The sequence below is a fragment of the Sphingomonas trueperi genome (assembly GCF_040545965.1).
In the GTDB taxonomy this organism is placed as follows: Bacteria; Pseudomonadota; Alphaproteobacteria; order Sphingomonadales; family Sphingomonadaceae; genus Sphingomonas; species Sphingomonas trueperi_C.
Genome location: NZ_JBEPMV010000005.1, coordinates 271,475 through 286,934 on the forward strand (window position 1 = coordinate 271,475; position 15,460 = coordinate 286,934).

Here is a 15,460-nt window from a genome sequence, read left to right on the forward strand (position 1 = left end):
CCGCAATCCGGTTGGTCCAGCGAGCGGCCTGACCCGCACCTTCTGTCCCGGAGACCGTCCATGGCGAACAGCCAATCCCCCCGCACTGCCGTTATTACCGGCGCCTCGAGCGGCATCGGCCGCGCCACCGCCGAGCTCTTCGCCGAAAACGGCTGGCGGCTGGTGCTTGCAGCGCGCGACGCCGAGGCGCTGGAGGCGCTCGCCACGGACCTGCGCGCGCGCGGCGCGGCGATCGCGGTCGTGCCGACCGATATCGGCGACAATGCCGCGGTGCTGGCGCTCGCCGAGGCGGCGCAGGCGTTCGGCGGTACCATCGACCTGTGGTTCGCCAATGTCGGCGTGGGCGCGGTCGGGCGGTTCGAGGAGGTGCCGATCGAGGCGCACGAGCAGGTGCTGCGATCGAACCTGCTCGGCCATCTCTACGAGGCGCATGCGGTGCTGCCGATCTTCCAGCGCCAGGGCCGGGGCGTGTTCGTCAACATGATCTCGATGGTGGGCTTCGCCGCCGCGCCGCTGGCCGCCGCCTATTCGGCGAGCAAGTTCGGTCTAAAAGGGCTTTCCGAAGCGCTGCGGGCCGAACAGGCCGCGCACCCGCACATCCATATCTGCGACGTCTATCCGGCGCTGGTCGACACCCCCGCGCTCGACCATCCGGCCAACTATACCGGCAAGGCGATACACCCGCCGCTGCCGCTGGTCGATCCGCGGCGGGTGGCGGCGGCGGTGGTGCGGCTTGCCGATCATCCGCGCGCCACCACTATCGTCGGTGCGCAGACCTGGCCCGCGCGGATCGGTCATGCGCTGGCGCCGACGCTCAGCCTGAAGATCATCGACCGCTGGTTCGAGGGATACTTCGCCCAGGCGCGCCCGGCGGCGGTGACCTCGGGCAACCTGTTCCACCCGCCGGGCGATAGGCCGCGGGTGGACGGCGGCTTCCGAAAGCCGGTGACGCGGCGCCTGCCGCTGCTGTTGGCCGGCGGGACATTGCTGGCCTTGGGCGGTGCGGCACTGCTCCGCCGCGCATCGCGGACGGAACCAAGCTAGGCTATGTTCGTCGCCTCGACGTTGAGAGAGGAATGCCGATGACCACCAATCCGACGCGCGAGCGTACCGAAACCGAACGCCATGCCCATGCCGTCGACGCGCAGGGCGCCCCGCCCCGCGACGGGCGGGTGGATGCGCTGGCCGGCGAAGACCCGGACGGCATCCCGATGACGGGGGAGGAAGACCCGTTCGTGGAAACGGAGCAGTTGCCCGCCGAGACGAGCGACGACGCGGAAGCCGAGGCGCACCCGTCGTAGGCGTACTTTAGCCCCTCCCCTTCAGGGGAGGGGTTGAGGGTGGGGCAGTGTCTCACCGACACCAACCCGCGTTCTGGAATCCCTCCACCCCAACCCCTCCTCCAAGGAGGAGGGGCTTGAGAACGACTTACAGCAAAACATCCACCGCGTGGATCGCCACGCCGACTAGCCCGCCGACCACCGTCCCATTGATCCGGATATATTGCAGGTCCCGCCCCACCGCATTCTCCAGCCGCGAGGTGACCGTCTGCGCATCCCAGCCGCGGATCGTGTCGGAGACCAGCCGGACGATGCCGTCGCCATAGTCCGAAGCCGCGCCCACCGCTGCGCGCCGCACGAAGCGGTTGATCGTCCGCGCGAGCCGGGCATCGGTCTGCAGCGTGCCGCCGAACTGGCGCAGCGCCTCGCCCATCCGGCCGCCCAGCGCCCGCTCGGGATCGCGCGCCAGCCGCAGCATCGCGCCGCGGCTCTGCTCCCACAGCCCTTCCACCCAGCGCTGGAAGCCTTCGTTCTCCAGCATTTCCAGCTTGAAGCTCTCCACCTTGGCCTGCAGCTCGGGATCGTTCTGGAGGCGGTCGGCGAGGCTCTCCAGCCCCTCCTCCACCTTGGCGCGGACGGGGTGCTCGGGGTTCTCCGCCATTTCGTCGATCAGCTTCTTCAGCCCCTCGATGATCTTGGTCGCCAGCGTCTCGTCGAGCCCGGTCCAGCGCATCACCGATCCGGCGCGGGCATGGACCATCTCGCGGATCAGATGCTCGTTGGCCTCCAGGATACGCGCGCCCCCACGGATCATCGAATCGAGCAGCGGCAGGTGCCGGCCGTTGGCGATCGCCGCCGCCAGCGCCTGGCCGAACAGCGGCGCGACGTCGATCGCCCGCAACCGCGAGGCGATCGCGCCCTTCACCATACCGCCCAGCCGCTCCTGGTCGAGCGATTCGAGGACGCTCGCCGCCAGCCTCGAGGCACCCGCGCCGATGCGGCCCGTGCCGTGCGACGGTGCCGCCAGCCAGCGCCCCGCCGCGCCCGCCACGTCGAGCCGCTGCATTCGCCGCGCCACAACGCGCGGGATCAGGAAATTGGCGCGGAGAAACTGGCCCAGCGTCTCGGCGATGCGATCCTTGTTGCGCGGGATGATCGCGGTGTGCGGGATCGGCAGGTGCAGCGGGTGGCGGAACAGCGCGGTCACCGCGAACCAGTCGGCCAGCCCGCCGACCATCGCCGCCTCGGCAAAGGCGCGGACGAAGGGGAGCGCGGGGTGTAGTCCCTGGAAATGGCGGGCGATGAGGAACAGCGCCGCCATCGCCAGCAACAGCCCGGTCGCGACCATCCGCATCCGGCGCAGGCCGGCGGGCGGAGGATCGCTGCGGAGTCTAGGGGTAAGGCTCATAACCGGTGCAACGCTGCGAAGGCCCCGCGCGCTCCGCTCAGCCTTCGCGATGCACCGCGAAGGGGCCGTTGGCCTGGTTCACCGGCATCAGCTCCAGCGTGTTGACCGCGAAGTGCGGCGGCAGCGTCGCCACCCACAGCATCGTCTCGGCGATGTCCTCGGCGGTCATCGGATTGACGCCGGCATAGACCTTGTCCGAGGCATCCTGGCTGCCGGTGCGGACCAGGGTGAACTCGGTTTCGACCATCCCCGGCTCGATCGAGGTGACGCGCACGCCGGTGCCGATCAGGTCGGCGCGCAGGTTGAGCGTGAACTGGCGGACGAACGCCTTGGTCGCGCCGTACACATTGCCGCCCGGATAGGGATAGGTCGCCGCGACCGAGGACAGGTTGATGATGCCGCCCTTGCGCGCAACCAAGCCCGGCAGCAGCTTGTGGGTGATCGAAACCAGCGCGGTCACATTGGTGTCGATCATCGTGCGCCAGTTATCGAGCGAGGCCTTCTGCGCAGGCTCGAGGCCGAGCGCGAGGCCGGCATTGTTGATCAGCAGGTCGATCTGGAAAAAGGGCGCGGGCAGGCTGTCCAGAGCAGCATCGCGCGCGGCTTCGTCGCGGATGTCGAAGGCGAGGGTGTGGACGCGCTCGCCGGCGAGCTTTTCCAGCCGATCGGCGCGGCGGCCGGTCGCCACGACATGCCAGCCGGCATCGGCAAAGGCGCGGACCGAAGCTTCGCCGATCCCGGCGGTGGCGCCGGTGATGAGTACGGTAGGCATGGCAACTCCTGAGCGTAACGGGTTTCCCCTCCTATACGCACGCCGACGTGGTTTGGATCAGCTTTTTGCGAGCGGGGCAGCAACCACGACGCAACGGCCGCCCGCGGAACCGCGCCCATGCCCGTGCAGTTTCGGTCCATGAGCAATGGAGTATATGGCATGGCCGCGCAGCAGCTGGAAATCGACGATACCACCCTCTTCGACAATCTCGACGATCACCAGCTCGAGTTCGATGGTGAGGTCGATGGCGACGCCTACCAGTTCGCGGTGCAGTACAGCGTTCTCGAGGCGCTGAGCGGCAGCCAGCCCGACGGCGACGCTGAGGAAAGCTTCCGACGCTATCGCGACCCGATCGTCCAAGCCGCCCTCACCGCCCTTTCCAAGGGCCCGGACCGGCCGATCATCGTGATCAGCGAGAACGACCTCGACCAGGACGCTCGGGCATGACCGAAGCACGCTGGGGCGACGACGCCAAGAACCCGCCGGTCGACTGGACGATGAGCGCGGCGCTGGAGAATGTCGTGCGCGGCGGCGGCGACATCGCCGAGGTCACCAATCTGGGCAACGCGGTGCGCGCATGGCGCGAGCTGGACCCCGACCACCGCGCGCATGCCGTGCTGATCCTGGACCATCCGGTGCACATGGATGGCGCGGCAGTAAATCGCTTCGAAGGCGAAGGGATCGCGGCGCTTGCGGAGCGGCTTGTCGATTAAAGCGGCCTAAGTATCCCTCTCCCTCTCCCGCTTGCGGGAGAGGGCCGGGGTGAGGGTGAGTCGGGCGAGGGAGAGGGCCGCATTCGCCCCACGCACCCTCACCCTTCCGCCGCCTGACGGCGGCTCCCTCCCTATCCCGCAGGCGGGAGAGGGAAAGTACGGCCGGTTCGCCTTGCTCCCCCGTGGACTGCAAACGGGTAACTAGCTGCCGTTCACCCGTGCAAACGAATACCGTCCACCATCCGCAGCATCACCAAGCAATTCTAATTGGTGAGGATGAACTGCATCGTCGAGACGAAGCTTCAGCGGGTAAGCATCAGACCTGACCACGATGGCCTGCGCTGAGGCTCCAACATGTGCCGTTGGCAGAACATACGGGCCTGCCTTATCCAGCCCGACGATGTAATCAACGCGCCGATTTGCAACGGTCATCATCCCGTCGTGCAAAGCGATCGTGCCGCAACAGCCGTTCGAATATCGGCCATTTGCGATACTCGTCGGCAAACGCGGTTTTCCCGAGAGCGCAAGGTAAGCCCACGCGCCAAGAACCAGGACGACGGTAGCCATCCCAACAGCCTTACTCGCGCTCATGATGAATGTTGGACTGGCAGAGGCATCTCCGCAACCGGGGCGTTAGCCGACGAGCGATCTATATAAAGCCACTAGGCACAGGAAGCTGAGGATGGCGACCGACCACCAAAAACTGATGGGCTCCTGCGCGCGACTGCGCGAGAAGAATCCGAGCGTCACGGTCCCGGTCAAGCGCGCACCCACCAGCAGAATCCCGGTGAACACTCCGAGGGCCAGGAATGCCAAGCGATCTTCCATGAGGCCGTTCTCGCTCGTTGTAATTACGCCTGCAATTGGGAAATCGAAAATCCAACCGCGCGGCCGCTTTTGAGGCGTGAACCGCCAGCCGACTTCAGGATGCTAACGCCCAGATCGCCGACGATGCACAACGTCGTGGCGCTGCCGGAAAAAAGGCAAGGGGACAATCGAAAGTCGGAACCGACTTCGACTGCCCCCTCGCTGGTATGGTGACCCGTCGCCGGCCGCCCGCCGCGCTCCCGATCAGACGTCGAGATTGGCGACGCTGAGCGCATTCTCCTGGATGAAGTCGCGGCGCGGCTCGACCACGTCGCCCATCAGCTGGGTGAAGATCGCGTCGGCCACGTCGGCCTGATCGATCGCCACCTGCAGCATCGAGCGGTTCTGCGGATCCAGCGTGGTCTCCCACAGCTGCTCCGCATTCATCTCGCCTAGCCCCTTGTAGCGCTGGATCGCCAGACCCTTACGCCCGAAGGCGAGGATCGCGTCGAGCAGCTGCGACGGGCGCGACACCAGGCTCTCGCCCTTGCCGACCGCGACGGGAACGTCGTCCTCGGGAACCGGCGCATCGACTTCGGTCGCGAGCCCCTTGTTGGAGACGAGCTTCGATGGCGTGAGATACGCCGGCGCCTGCTCGCTCGCCAGCGTGTGCAGCTTGCGTGCCTCCGCCGAGACGAGGAAGTTCGCCTCGACGATGTGGTGATCGGTCACGCCGCGCCACAGTCGCTCGAAATGATAGCCGCCATCCTCGGTGATGCGTGCGCTCCACCGGGCTTCGGTGTCGGCGGCGTCGAGGCGGTGGACGACCGTCTTCAGTTCCTCGGCATGGCGTTCGCGGCTCACCGACGGATCGAGCGCGCCGCCCAGCGCCAGCGACTCGATGATCATCGGATCGTAGCGGCGCGGCACGTAGCGCATGAGGGTACGCATGCGGCGGGCATGCTCGACCAGTGTACGCAGGTCTTCGCCCGAACGCTGGCTCCCATTGGTGTCGAGCACCGTGCCGCCCACGCCGGCATCGACCAGATACTGGTCGAGCGCGGCATCGTCCTTCAGATACACCTCGGACCGGCCCTTGGTCGCCTTATACAGCGGCGGCTGGGCGATATAGAGGTGCCCGTTGGTGATGATCTCGGGCATCTGACGGTAGAAGAAGGTCAGCAGCAGCGTGCGGATGTGGGCGCCGTCCACGTCGGCGTCGGTCATGATGACGATCTTGTGGTAGCGCAGCTTCTCGATGTTGAAATCGTCGCGGATGCCGGTGCCGAGCGCGGTGATGATCGTGCCGATTTCTCGGCTGGCGAGCATCCGGTCGAAGCGGGCGCGCTCGACGTTGAGGATCTTGCCGCGCAGCGGCAGGATCGCCTGGAAGTGGCGGTCGCGGCCCTGCTTGGCCGATCCGCCGGCCGAGTCACCCTCGACGAAGAAGAGTTCGGACTTGGCGGGATCGCGCTCCTGGCAATCGGCGAGCTTGCCGGGCAGGCTGGCGATGTCCATCACGCCCTTGCGGCGGGTGAGCTCGCGGGCGCGCTTGGCGGCCTCGCGCGCGGCGGCGGCGTCGATCACCTTCTGGATGATCTGCTTCGCGACCGCGGGGTTCTCTTCCAGCCACTCGGCCAGCTTGTCGGCCATCAGGCTTTCGAGCGGCTGGCGGACTTCGGAGGAGACCAGCTTGTCCTTGGTCTGGCTGCTGAACTTGGGGTCCGGCAGCTTGACCGAGACGATCGCGGTCAGGCCCTCGCGCATGTCGTCGCCGGTGAGGGATACCTTCTCCTTCTTCAGCATCCCCGATTTGTCGGCATAGCTGTTGAGCGTGCGGGTCAGCGCCGCGCGGAACGCCGCGAGGTGGGTGCCGCCGTCACGCTGCGGGATGTTGTTGGTGAAGCAGAGGACGTTTTCGTAATAGCTGTCGTTCCACTCCAGCGCGACGTCGATCGTCACGTCGTCGCGGGTGCCGCTGATCGCCACCGGATCGGGCATCAGCGCGACCTTGTTGCGATCGAGATACTTCACGAACGCGGCGATGCCGCCTTCGTAGAACAGCTCGATTTCCTTCACTTCCTCGTGCCGGGCGTCGCGGAGGAACAGCCGCACGCCCGAATTGAGGAAGGCGAGTTCGCGGTAGCGATGCTCGAGCTTCTCGAAATCGTACTCGGTGATCTTGAAGGTTTCCGGGCTGGCGAGGAAGGTCACGCGCGTGCCCTTCTTGCCGTTTGCCGGCCCGATCACCTTCAGGGGCGCCTCGGCATCGCCGTGGCGGAAGCGCATGTAATGCTCTTCGCCGTCGCGCCAGATGTTGAGATCGAGCCACTCGCTGAGCGCGTTGACGACCGACACGCCCACGCCGTGCAGACCGCCCGAAACCTTGTAGGCGTTCGAATCCGAAGTGTTCTCGAACTTGCCGCCCGCATGGAGCTGGGTCATGATCACTTCGGCGGCGGAAACGCCCTCTTCCGAGTGGATGCCGGTCGGAATGCCGCGGCCATTATCCTCAACCGAGACCGATCCGTCGGCGTTGAGCGTGATCTGGATCAGGTCGCAATGCCCAGCCAGCGCCTCGTCGATCGCGTTGTCGGAAACCTCGAACACCATGTGGTGCAGGCCCGAACCGTCGTCGGTGTCGCCGATATACATGCCGGGGCGCTTGCGGACCGCGTCGAGGCCCTTGAGAACCTTGATGGAATCTGCGCCGTACTCGTTCGCGTTGGGATCGTTGGTCTTCGGAGTGTCTGCCATGCCGAGGATATAGGGATTCAGGCGCCGGAACGAAAGCAAAATGGGTGGTTAGCGGTCCCGGTCCGCCGCGTCGTGCGCGTCGTAATTGCGGCGGGTCGCCGCCTCAGTTTCGTCGAGCTGTCGCTTGGAGCTGCGGTTGCGCAGGATTGCCCAGAGCAGCGCGGCGGCAAGAACGATCGGGCCGACGATCACCATCAGGCCCTGCATGCTGGACAAGTCCATGGCGTCTCTCTCCATTTTGCCGGAGTCAACGAAGTCCAAGCCCCTTTCGATCCGCGCCCGCGCGCCCATATTGCGACCTATGGCGCTCGGCAGCTGGCTCACCCCCGATCCTTGCGGGATCTACCTTCCAGACGCGGATGCGTGGATCGACCCGTCCAAGCCGGTCGCGCGGGCGATCATCACCCATGGCCATGCCGATCACGCGCGCGGAGGACATGGCGAAGTCTGGACGACGCCGGGGACGCTGGCGATCATGGCGGCGCGCTACGGGCCGCAGAACGGGCGGCCGGTCGACTATGGCGACAGCATCAAGCTGGGCCCGATCGACGTAGGCTTTGTGCCTGCGGGCCATGTGCTGGGCTCGGCGCAAGTGGTGCTGGACCATGCCGGTGAGCGGATCGTCGTCTCGGGCGACTACAAGCGCCGTCCGGACCCGACCTGCACGCCCTTCCAGCCGGTGAAGTGCGACGTGTTCATCACCGAGGCGACCTTCGGCCTGCCGGTGTTCCGCCATCCCGAGACCACCGACGAGATCGACAAGCTGCTGACCGCGCTCCGCACCGAGCCCGAGCGCTGCGTGCTGGTCGGCGCCTATGCGCTGGGCAAGGCGCAGCGGGTGATCGCCGAGCTGCGCGCGATGGGCTTCGACGATCCGATCTACATCCACGGCGCGCTCCAGGCGCTGTGCGACCTCTATGTCGAGCATGGCGTGGCGCTGGGCGAGCTTCGACCCGCCACCGGCGTCGCGAAGAAGGAGCTGGAGGGGCGGATAATCCTCTGCCCGCCGGGCGCGCTCAACGATCGCTGGTCGCGGCGGCTGCCCGATCCGATCACCGCGATGGCGAGCGGCTGGATGCGGGTGCGCCAGCGCGCCCGGCAGCGCAATGTCGAGCTGCCGCTGATCCTCTCCGACCATGCCGACTGGGACGAGCTGACCCGCACCATCGAGGAACTGGCGCCCCGCGAAGTCTGGGTGACACATGGCCGCGAGGATGCGCTGGTACATTGGTGCAGGCTCCGGCAGATACGCGCCCGTGCGCTCGATCTTTCCGGGTTCGAGGACGAAGACGATTGAGGGAGTTTTGGTGATGGCAAAGGGCAAGACCTGGGCCTGGGTAGGCGGCCTGCTGGGCGGCGCGGTGGTCGCGGGCGCGGCGGCCTATTATGCGTTCGAAAAGGCGAGCGAGCAGCCGCCCTTCACGCTGGTGGAAAAGGACGGCGCCTTCGAGATCCGCGACTATCCCGAGCTGGTGGTGGCGGAAACCCGCGCGATCGGCACCCGCGAGGCGGCGCTGAACGCGGGCTTCTCGCGATTGGCGGATTACATCTTCGCCAAGCGGCGCGGCGACAATGGCGGCAGCGGCGGCGAGAAGATCGCGATGACGGCACCGGTGCTCAGCACCAAGCAGGATGCCAGCTGGCGGACACAGTTCGTGATGCCGTCCAAGTTCACCCTGGAAACGCTGCCCAAGCCGTCCGACAATGTCGACCTGGCCACCCGCCCTGCCCGACGCGTGGCGGTGCTGCGCTTCGCGGGCTCGCCCGACGACGCGGCGCTGGAGAAGCGCGAGGCCGAGCTGCGCAGCTGGCTGGCGGCCAAGGGGATCAATGGCGGCGCGGTGGAATATGCCTTCTACAACTCGCCCTTCATCCCCGGCCCCTTGCGCCGCAACGAAGTGCTAATCGCGCTGTAACCTGGGGGGTGGAGGCGACGCGTACCGCCACCCCAACCGTCATCCCGGCGAAAGCCGGGATCCATTCGCCTCTCGCTTGCAGCAAGAGCCGATACGCAGACCGCAATGGATCCCGGCTTTCGCCGGGATGACGACTGTTGGGCTGCCACAGCCCACCACTTCTGCCGCGATCTTGCCGCGGACCTTGCCTAACGAGACCCAATGACGATTCGCCCGCTCCTCGCCGCCGCTGCGGCCTTCGCTTCGTTCCTCGTCCCCGCCGCCGCCCACGCCCAGGCCCGCGATCCGTTCGGCGAGTGCCTCCGCGCCCGTACTAGCCGCGCCGACCGCGACGTGCTGATCCGCTGGGTGTTCGCCGCCGTCGCGCAGAGCGCCGCGGTGCGCGACATGGTGAAGGTCGACGAGGGCCGTCGCGTCCAGGCCAGCCAGCAGGCGGGCCAGTTGATCACCCGCCTCGTCACCCGCGACTGCCGCGCGCAGGCGATGGACCGGATGAAGCGCGATCCCGGCGCACTGCAGAACAGCTTCACCGCGCTCGGCCGCGTCGCGCTGATGGACCTGGCGCAGGACCCGAACGTCGTCGGCACGCTGGCGGGCGTGCTGCAGTATACCGACATGGGCAGCATCACGATGATGCTGATGGAAGGCGGCCTGCGTCCCGGCGGCTGAGTCCGCTCAGCGTGCGAAACGGACCCGGGCGACGACCGGATAATGGTCGCTCGGGTAGATCTCGCCCCGATGGGTATCGATCGTCGCGATCCGCTCGACGGTGAAGCCGCGCGTCAGGATCCAGTCGATGCGGTTCTCGCCCTTGCCGGTGAAGCCGTGGAAGGTGAAGCCGGGCCCCGTCCGCGGCGCCCCGCCCAGCCAGGCATCCGCCAGCGTCGCGGTCAGCGCCCGGTGCGCGCCCGAGCTGTCGACCGTGTTGAAGTCGCCGGTCAGGATCACCGGGAGCTCCTTCGGCCCCGCAGCGATGCGCGCCGCCAGCAGCTTCGCCGCCTGCTCGCGCGCGCCTTCGTCCTGGTCGCGATGCGGGAAATGGGTGTCGTAGAAGCGGAACTTGTGGCCGTCCTTCGTCTCGAACGTCGCCCAGTTGACCATCCGGGGCAGGTCCGTGCCCCAGCTCATGCTGCCCGGCTTCTCGGGCGTCTCGGACAGCCAGAACTGGCCCTGCTCGACGATCTTGAGCCGGTCGCGCCGGTAGAAGATCCCCATATGCTCGTTGGCATGGCCGCCATAGCGATCGGTGCCGAACCAAGCATATTGCGGCAGCGCCTTGACCACGTCGTCGCCCTGGCGCTGGAACAACTCCTGCGTGCCGATTAGATCCGGGTCCGCCGCGCGGATTGTCGCGAAGGTGAGGTCGCGGCGCTTCTCCCACAGGTTCGCGCCGTCGCCGTCGCTGGGCATGCGGATGTTGAGGCTCATCACCGTCAGTTCAGGCGCACCCTGCGCCAGCGCCGGCACGCACGCCAGCATCGCGGCAAGCGCCGCCACCAAACCCCAAATCCGCTGCATCAACCCGCTCCTTCGAGTGCCTTCTGGCGCCGGCGTTGCACCGAGCTGCCAATGCCCATCGCCTCGCGATATTTCGCGACCGTGCGCCGGGCGATATCGAAGCCCTTCGCATTGAGCATTTCCACGAGCGTGTCGTCCGAAAGAATTTTCTTCGGGTCCTCGGCAGCGATCAGCGTCCGAATCGCGCTCTTCACCGCCTCGGCCGACACCGCCTCGCCGCCATCCGCCGACTGGATCGCGCTAGTGAAGAAGTATTTCAGTTCGAAGAGGCCCCGCGCGCAGCTGAGATATTTGTTGCTGGTGACCCGGCTGACGGTCGATTCGTGCATCTCGATCGCGTCGGCCACCTGGCGCAGCGTCAGCGGGCGGAGATGCGCGACGCCCTTCAGGAAGAAGCCTTCCTGCTGCTTCACGATCTCGCTCGCCACCTTGATGATGGTGCGCTGGCGCTGGTCGAGCGCCTTGACCAGCCAGTTGGCGCTGGCGAGCATGTCGGTCAGCCAAGCCTTGCTCGCCTTGTCCTGCTTGCCCCCCGAAACCTCGGCATAATAGGCGCGGTTGACCAGCAGCCGCGGCAGCGTCGCGGCGTTGATCTCCACCGCCCAGCCATTGCCCCTCCGCGCGACGAAGAGGTCGGGGGTCACCGCCGGCACCGGGTCGCCGCCATAGCGGCAGCCGGGCTTGGGATCGTAGTTGCGCAGCTCGCGGATCATGTCGGCGAGATCCTCGTCGTCAACATTGCAGATCCGCCGCAGCCGGCCGAGATCGCCGCGCGCGACCAGCTCCAGATTGTCGATCAGCCGCGCCATGCACGGATCGTAGCGATCGGCCTCCTTGGCCTGGAGCGCGAGGCATTCGGCAAGGTCGCGCGCGCCGACGCCGGTGGGGTCGAAGGTCTGGATCACCGCCAGGACGGCCTCGACCCGCGCGAGCGGCACGCCCAGCCGTTCGGCAATCTCGCGCAGCGGCACGGTGAGATAGCCGCACTCGTCGATCTGGTCGATCAGATGCTGGGCGATGAACAGGTCGGGACCCGAGACGCTGGAGCCCGCCTGCGCCAGCAGATGATCGGCGAGGCTGAGGTCGCTGGTGCTCAGGCTGTCGAGATCGGGCCCGTCCTCCGACCCGCCGCCGCTGGCGCCATTGATGCCGAGCCCGCCGTCCAGCCCACCGATCGAATCGCTCGCCGAATCATGGTGGAAAGCTTCGGTCGCAAGGTCGACGTCCAGCGCCGCCTCGCCGCTCGCTTCGCCGCCGCCGAGGATCAGCTCGCTCGCATCCGCGGGGCCGTCGCGCGGCTCGAACTCGTCGCCGCTGTCGGCGGGCTCTGACGGGCCGCCATCGTCCCCGCCCTGCGCATCGAGCAGCGGGTTGCGCTCGACTTCCTCGGCAATGAAGGTCTCGATCTCCAGATTGGACAGCGCCAGCAGCTTGATCGCCTGCTGGAGCTGCGGCGTCATCACCAGCGATTGCGACTGGCGCAGATCGAGGCGAGGCGCGAGACTCATCGCATTTAGAGCGAGAAGCTCTCGCCGAGATAGAGGCGACGGACATTCTCGTCGCGCACCAGATCGTCGGGCGAGCCGGCGAACAGCACGCGGCCGTCATAGATGATATAGCCACGGTCGACGATTTCGAGCGTCTCGCGGACATTGTGGTCGGTGATCAGCACGCCGATGCCGCGCTGCTTGAGCTGCTTCACCAGGTCGCGGATGTCGCTGATCGAGATCGGATCGATGCCGGCGAACGGCTCGTCGAGCAGGATGATCGTCGGGTTCGCCGCCAGCGCGCGGGCGATTTCCGCACGGCGCCGCTCGCCGCCCGAGAGCGCCATCGCGGGCGAGGCGCGCAACCGGGTGAGGCCGAACTCGTCGAGCAGTTCCTCCAGCCGCGCTGCACGCACCTCGCGGTTCGGCTCGGCGAGTTCGAGCACCGCGGCGATGTTCTTCTCGACGCTCAGCCCGCGGAAGATCGAGGTTTCCTGCGGCAGATAGCCGAGGCCGAGGATCGCGCGGCGGTACATCGGCAGGCGGGTAATGTCCTCGCCGTCGAGCATGATGCGGCCGCTGTCGGGCTTCACCAGACCCATCACCGAATAGAAGCAGGTCGTCTTGCCCGCGCCGTTCGGGCCCAGGAGACCTATCACTTCGCCGCGCCCCACCGAGACCGAGACGTCGGTCAGCACCGTGCGTTTATCGTAGGATTTGGCGATCGAGACGACCGCGAGGCCGCGATCGGGAAGCGGCACGGGATCCGGGGCGGAGCTTTCGGGGGCGGCGATGGCGACGTCGGTCATGACGGCTCCTGCAAGGTGAATGCTGTTCTGGTCCCCGCCAAGCGCGCGGCCGCTTGGCAAGGTTCCTGCATGATTACGCGCGCGAAGGGAAGGCTTTGCACGGCGTACCGTGGCATTGCCTCGGCTTACTGCTTCGGCGCGTCGCGATTGGGCACGGAGAAGCGGCCGGTCACGCGACCACCCGAATTCTGCGTCGCCGGGCCCGCCGGTGCGCCGCCGAAGGTGGCACGGCTGGTATCGAGGTTGATCGTCAACCGCGGGCCCGCCGCATTGGCGACGTTCGACCCCGCCTGCTGCAGCGTGACGTTGCCGATCATCGTGATGATCCGCCGATCGACATCGTATACCGCATAGCTGGAGCGCGCGGTCTGGTTGGGCCGGGTCACCGTCACCCCGCCGGTCGCGTCGAGGCGGGAAGCCTGAGGCGAGCCGTTGAGCGCGCTGCCGCTATAGGCCACGGTCACCCGCGCCGCGCGCAGCGTCATGTCCGACTGCTTGATGACGACGCCGCCGCTCAGGATCGCGCGGTTGGCCTTATCGTCGAGCTGGATGTTGCGCGCGTCGAAGTCGATCGGCGCATTCGAATCGTGCCGCGCCTGCGCGGAGGCGGGCACGGAGGCAAGCAGCAGCGGAAGCCCGAAGGCGAGCGGAGCGAGAGCGCGGGTCATCAGGGCCTCCTTGCCGGCTTCGGCGTCATCCGCAAGTGCGCATTGCCTTCGAGCGAGATCAGCCTCTTGTCGAGATCGGCGCGCAGGCGATCGGCGCGGAACGTGCCGGTGGGCGTATTGCCGGTCACCGCACCCCCGCTCTCCAGCTGTCGCGTCTTCAGGTCGATCGTCGCGTCGTTGGTATTGAGAAGGTAGCCGTCGCTTGTCTGGAAGCGGATCGGCCCGTCGATCATCATCTGATCGGTATTGAGATTGTAGCGCCCGTGATTCGCCACCAACGTGGCCGGCCCGTCGGTCAGGCTCAGCCGCGCGTTGAGCTGGTTGAGCTGGACCACCGGCTCAGCCGAGCTCTTCTGCACCGCGGAACCCGCGTGCAGCTCGAACTGGCGGCCCTTGGAATCCTCGCCGCGATAATCGGCGGCGACGATCTTCAGCCGCTCGGGCGACATCGCAACCTTGTTCTTGTCGAGCACGAAGCTGACGTCGCCGCCCATGAACAAGGGCGCGCTGATCAGGAACGCAGCGAGCGCGCCGATCAGGATCGGCAGCAGCACCAGCGCGATCCGCACCGCACGATCGTGACCGCTCCCGGGATGGGCCCAGGCGCGGTTCTGTGTGGTCAATCGGGCGGCGATCTCAGACATAGGCTCCCTTGTGGGGAGCCGAAACGGCCGAGACAACCACTCGATCCGTCGACTCACGCATGGGCAAAGATATCCACCTCGGGCCAGCCGGCGATGTCGAGCTCCGCGCGCCAGGGCAGGAAGTCGAAACAGGCCTGCGCCATTTCCATCCGGCCCTCGCGCTCGAGTCGCTTGTCGAGCTCGACCTTCATCGCATGCAGGAAGCGCACGTCGGACGCGGCATAGTCGCGCTGCGCGTCGGACAGCTCCGGCCCGCCCCAGTCGGACGATTGCTGCTGCTTCGAGATGTCCGCACCGACCAGCTCGCGCGCGAGATCCTTCAGGCCGTGGCGATCGGTATAGGTGCGCACCAGCCGCGAGGCGATCTTGGTGCAATAGACCGGCCCCGCCGTGACGCCGAGATAGAAGCGGATCGCCGCCAGATCGAATCGGGCGAAGTGGTAGAGCTTCAGTCGCTCCGGATCGGCCAGCACTGCGCGCAGGTTGGGCGCGGCATAGTTGGACAGCGGGCCGAAGCGCACCAGATGCTCGTCACCCGATCCGTCCGACAGCTGGACGAGGCACAGCCGATCGCGCGGGGTGATCAGCCCCATCGTCTCGGTGTCGACGGCGATCGAGGCGCCGGGTGCGAACACGCCTTCCGGCAGATCTTCTTCGTGAAAATGGACGGTCATCGCGTCC

19 protein-coding genes are annotated in these 15,460 nt (G+C 67.0%); 7 read left to right on the forward strand and 12 right to left on the reverse strand.

Going from position 1 to position 15,460, the window contains the following annotated elements:
- Positions 1-60: 60 nt before the first annotated feature.
- A complete protein-coding gene (locus ABIC35_RS16190; protein WP_121073219.1) occupies positions 61-1,044 on the forward strand; it encodes an SDR family oxidoreductase in 984 nt (327 codons plus the stop codon).
- 38 nt (positions 1,045-1,082) lie between these two features.
- Positions 1,083-1,301: a hypothetical protein gene (locus ABIC35_RS16195; RefSeq protein WP_147425818.1), complete on the forward strand. Its 219-nt coding sequence runs from the start codon at positions 1,083-1,085 to the stop codon at positions 1,299-1,301.
- 127 nt (positions 1,302-1,428) lie between these two features.
- On the opposite strand, the gene ABIC35_RS16200 is transcribed toward ABIC35_RS16195, so the two are convergent.
- Positions 1,429-2,688 carry a DUF445 domain-containing protein gene (locus ABIC35_RS16200; protein ID WP_354278516.1) on the reverse strand — a complete coding sequence of 420 codons (1,260 nt, stop codon included), beginning with the start codon at positions 2,686-2,688 and terminating at the stop codon, positions 1,429-1,431.
- A 37-nt stretch (positions 2,689-2,725) separates the two neighbouring features.
- A complete protein-coding gene (locus ABIC35_RS16205) occupies positions 2,726-3,460 on the reverse strand; it encodes an SDR family NAD(P)-dependent oxidoreductase (protein ID WP_121073213.1) in 735 nt (244 codons plus the stop codon).
- 159 nt (positions 3,461-3,619) lie between these two features.
- Here ABIC35_RS16205 and ABIC35_RS16210 point away from each other — a divergent pair, with 159 nt between their 5' ends.
- Both ABIC35_RS16210 and ABIC35_RS16215 read left to right on the forward strand, forming a co-directional pair.
- Positions 3,620-3,907: a DUF1488 family protein gene (locus tag ABIC35_RS16210; protein WP_121073211.1), complete on the forward strand. Its 288-nt coding sequence runs from the start codon at positions 3,620-3,622 to the stop codon at positions 3,905-3,907.
- Positions 3,904-4,173, forward strand: coding sequence for a hypothetical protein (locus ABIC35_RS16215; RefSeq protein WP_121073209.1), 270 nt, complete (start codon positions 3,904-3,906; stop codon positions 4,171-4,173). Before ABIC35_RS16210 ends, ABIC35_RS16215 begins: the two co-directional genes overlap by 4 nt.
- A gap of 201 nt (positions 4,174-4,374) precedes the next feature.
- Here the strand turns inward: ABIC35_RS16215 and ABIC35_RS16220 are convergent, their stop codons facing one another.
- From ABIC35_RS16220 to ABIC35_RS16235, 4 genes are all read right to left on the reverse strand, one after another.
- Entirely contained in the window at positions 4,375-4,740 is a 366-nt protein-coding gene (locus ABIC35_RS16220; protein ID WP_147425817.1) for a hypothetical protein, read from the reverse strand.
- Positions 4,741-4,806: 66 nt separating this feature from the next.
- Complete coding sequence (locus ABIC35_RS16225) at positions 4,807-5,001, reverse strand: hypothetical protein (RefSeq protein WP_121073207.1); 195 nt, start codon at positions 4,999-5,001, stop codon at positions 4,807-4,809.
- A gap of 243 nt (positions 5,002-5,244) precedes the next feature.
- The gene (gene gyrB, locus ABIC35_RS16230; RefSeq protein WP_121073205.1) at positions 5,245-7,737 is read right to left on the reverse strand and encodes a DNA topoisomerase (ATP-hydrolyzing) subunit B; all 2,493 of its coding nucleotides are present in this window, start codon (positions 7,735-7,737) and stop codon (positions 5,245-5,247) included.
- 48 nt (positions 7,738-7,785) lie between these two features.
- A complete protein-coding gene (locus tag ABIC35_RS16235; RefSeq protein ID WP_183049288.1) occupies positions 7,786-7,959 on the reverse strand; it encodes a hypothetical protein in 174 nt (57 codons plus the stop codon).
- Between the two features lie 79 nt (positions 7,960-8,038).
- Here ABIC35_RS16235 and ABIC35_RS16240 point away from each other — a divergent pair, with 79 nt between their 5' ends.
- From ABIC35_RS16240 to ABIC35_RS16250, 3 genes are all read left to right on the forward strand, one after another.
- Positions 8,039-9,034 carry a ligase-associated DNA damage response exonuclease gene (locus ABIC35_RS16240; protein WP_121073203.1) on the forward strand — a complete coding sequence of 332 codons (996 nt, stop codon included), beginning with the start codon at positions 8,039-8,041 and terminating at the stop codon, positions 9,032-9,034.
- A 13-nt stretch (positions 9,035-9,047) separates the two neighbouring features.
- Positions 9,048-9,653, forward strand: coding sequence for an SOUL family heme-binding protein (locus ABIC35_RS16245; RefSeq protein ID WP_121073201.1), 606 nt, complete (start codon positions 9,048-9,050; stop codon positions 9,651-9,653).
- A gap of 201 nt (positions 9,654-9,854) precedes the next feature.
- Entirely contained in the window at positions 9,855-10,322 is a 468-nt protein-coding gene (locus ABIC35_RS16250; protein WP_121073199.1) for a hypothetical protein, read from the forward strand.
- 6 nt (positions 10,323-10,328) lie between these two features.
- Here ABIC35_RS16250 and ABIC35_RS16255 read toward each other — a convergent pair whose 3' ends face one another.
- From ABIC35_RS16255 to ABIC35_RS16280, 6 genes are all read right to left on the reverse strand, one after another.
- Positions 10,329-11,171 carry an endonuclease/exonuclease/phosphatase family protein gene (locus ABIC35_RS16255; protein WP_121073196.1) on the reverse strand — a complete coding sequence of 281 codons (843 nt, stop codon included), beginning with the start codon at positions 11,169-11,171 and terminating at the stop codon, positions 10,329-10,331.
- Positions 11,171-12,679, reverse strand: a complete 1,509-nt coding sequence (gene rpoN / locus ABIC35_RS16260; RefSeq protein WP_121073194.1) for an RNA polymerase factor sigma-54 — start codon at positions 12,677-12,679, stop codon at positions 11,171-11,173. Before rpoN ends, ABIC35_RS16255 begins: the two co-directional genes overlap by 1 nt.
- 5 nt (positions 12,680-12,684) lie before the next feature.
- Positions 12,685-13,467 (reverse strand): LPS export ABC transporter ATP-binding protein, encoded by a 783-nt coding sequence (gene lptB / locus ABIC35_RS16265; RefSeq protein WP_121073192.1) that lies wholly within the window; start codon positions 13,465-13,467, stop codon positions 12,685-12,687.
- 125 nt (positions 13,468-13,592) lie between these two features.
- Positions 13,593-14,135: an LptA/OstA family protein gene (locus tag ABIC35_RS16270; RefSeq protein ID WP_121073190.1), complete on the reverse strand. Its 543-nt coding sequence runs from the start codon at positions 14,133-14,135 to the stop codon at positions 13,593-13,595.
- The gene (gene lptC / locus ABIC35_RS16275; RefSeq protein ID WP_121073188.1) at positions 14,135-14,779 is read right to left on the reverse strand and encodes an LPS export ABC transporter periplasmic protein LptC; all 645 of its coding nucleotides are present in this window, start codon (positions 14,777-14,779) and stop codon (positions 14,135-14,137) included. The genes ABIC35_RS16270 and lptC overlap by 1 nt, the downstream gene beginning before the upstream one ends.
- Before the next feature lie 53 nt (positions 14,780-14,832).
- Positions 14,833-15,453: a ribonuclease D gene (locus ABIC35_RS16280; protein ID WP_121073186.1), complete on the reverse strand. Its 621-nt coding sequence runs from the start codon at positions 15,451-15,453 to the stop codon at positions 14,833-14,835.
- Positions 15,454-15,460: the final 7 nt, after the last annotated feature.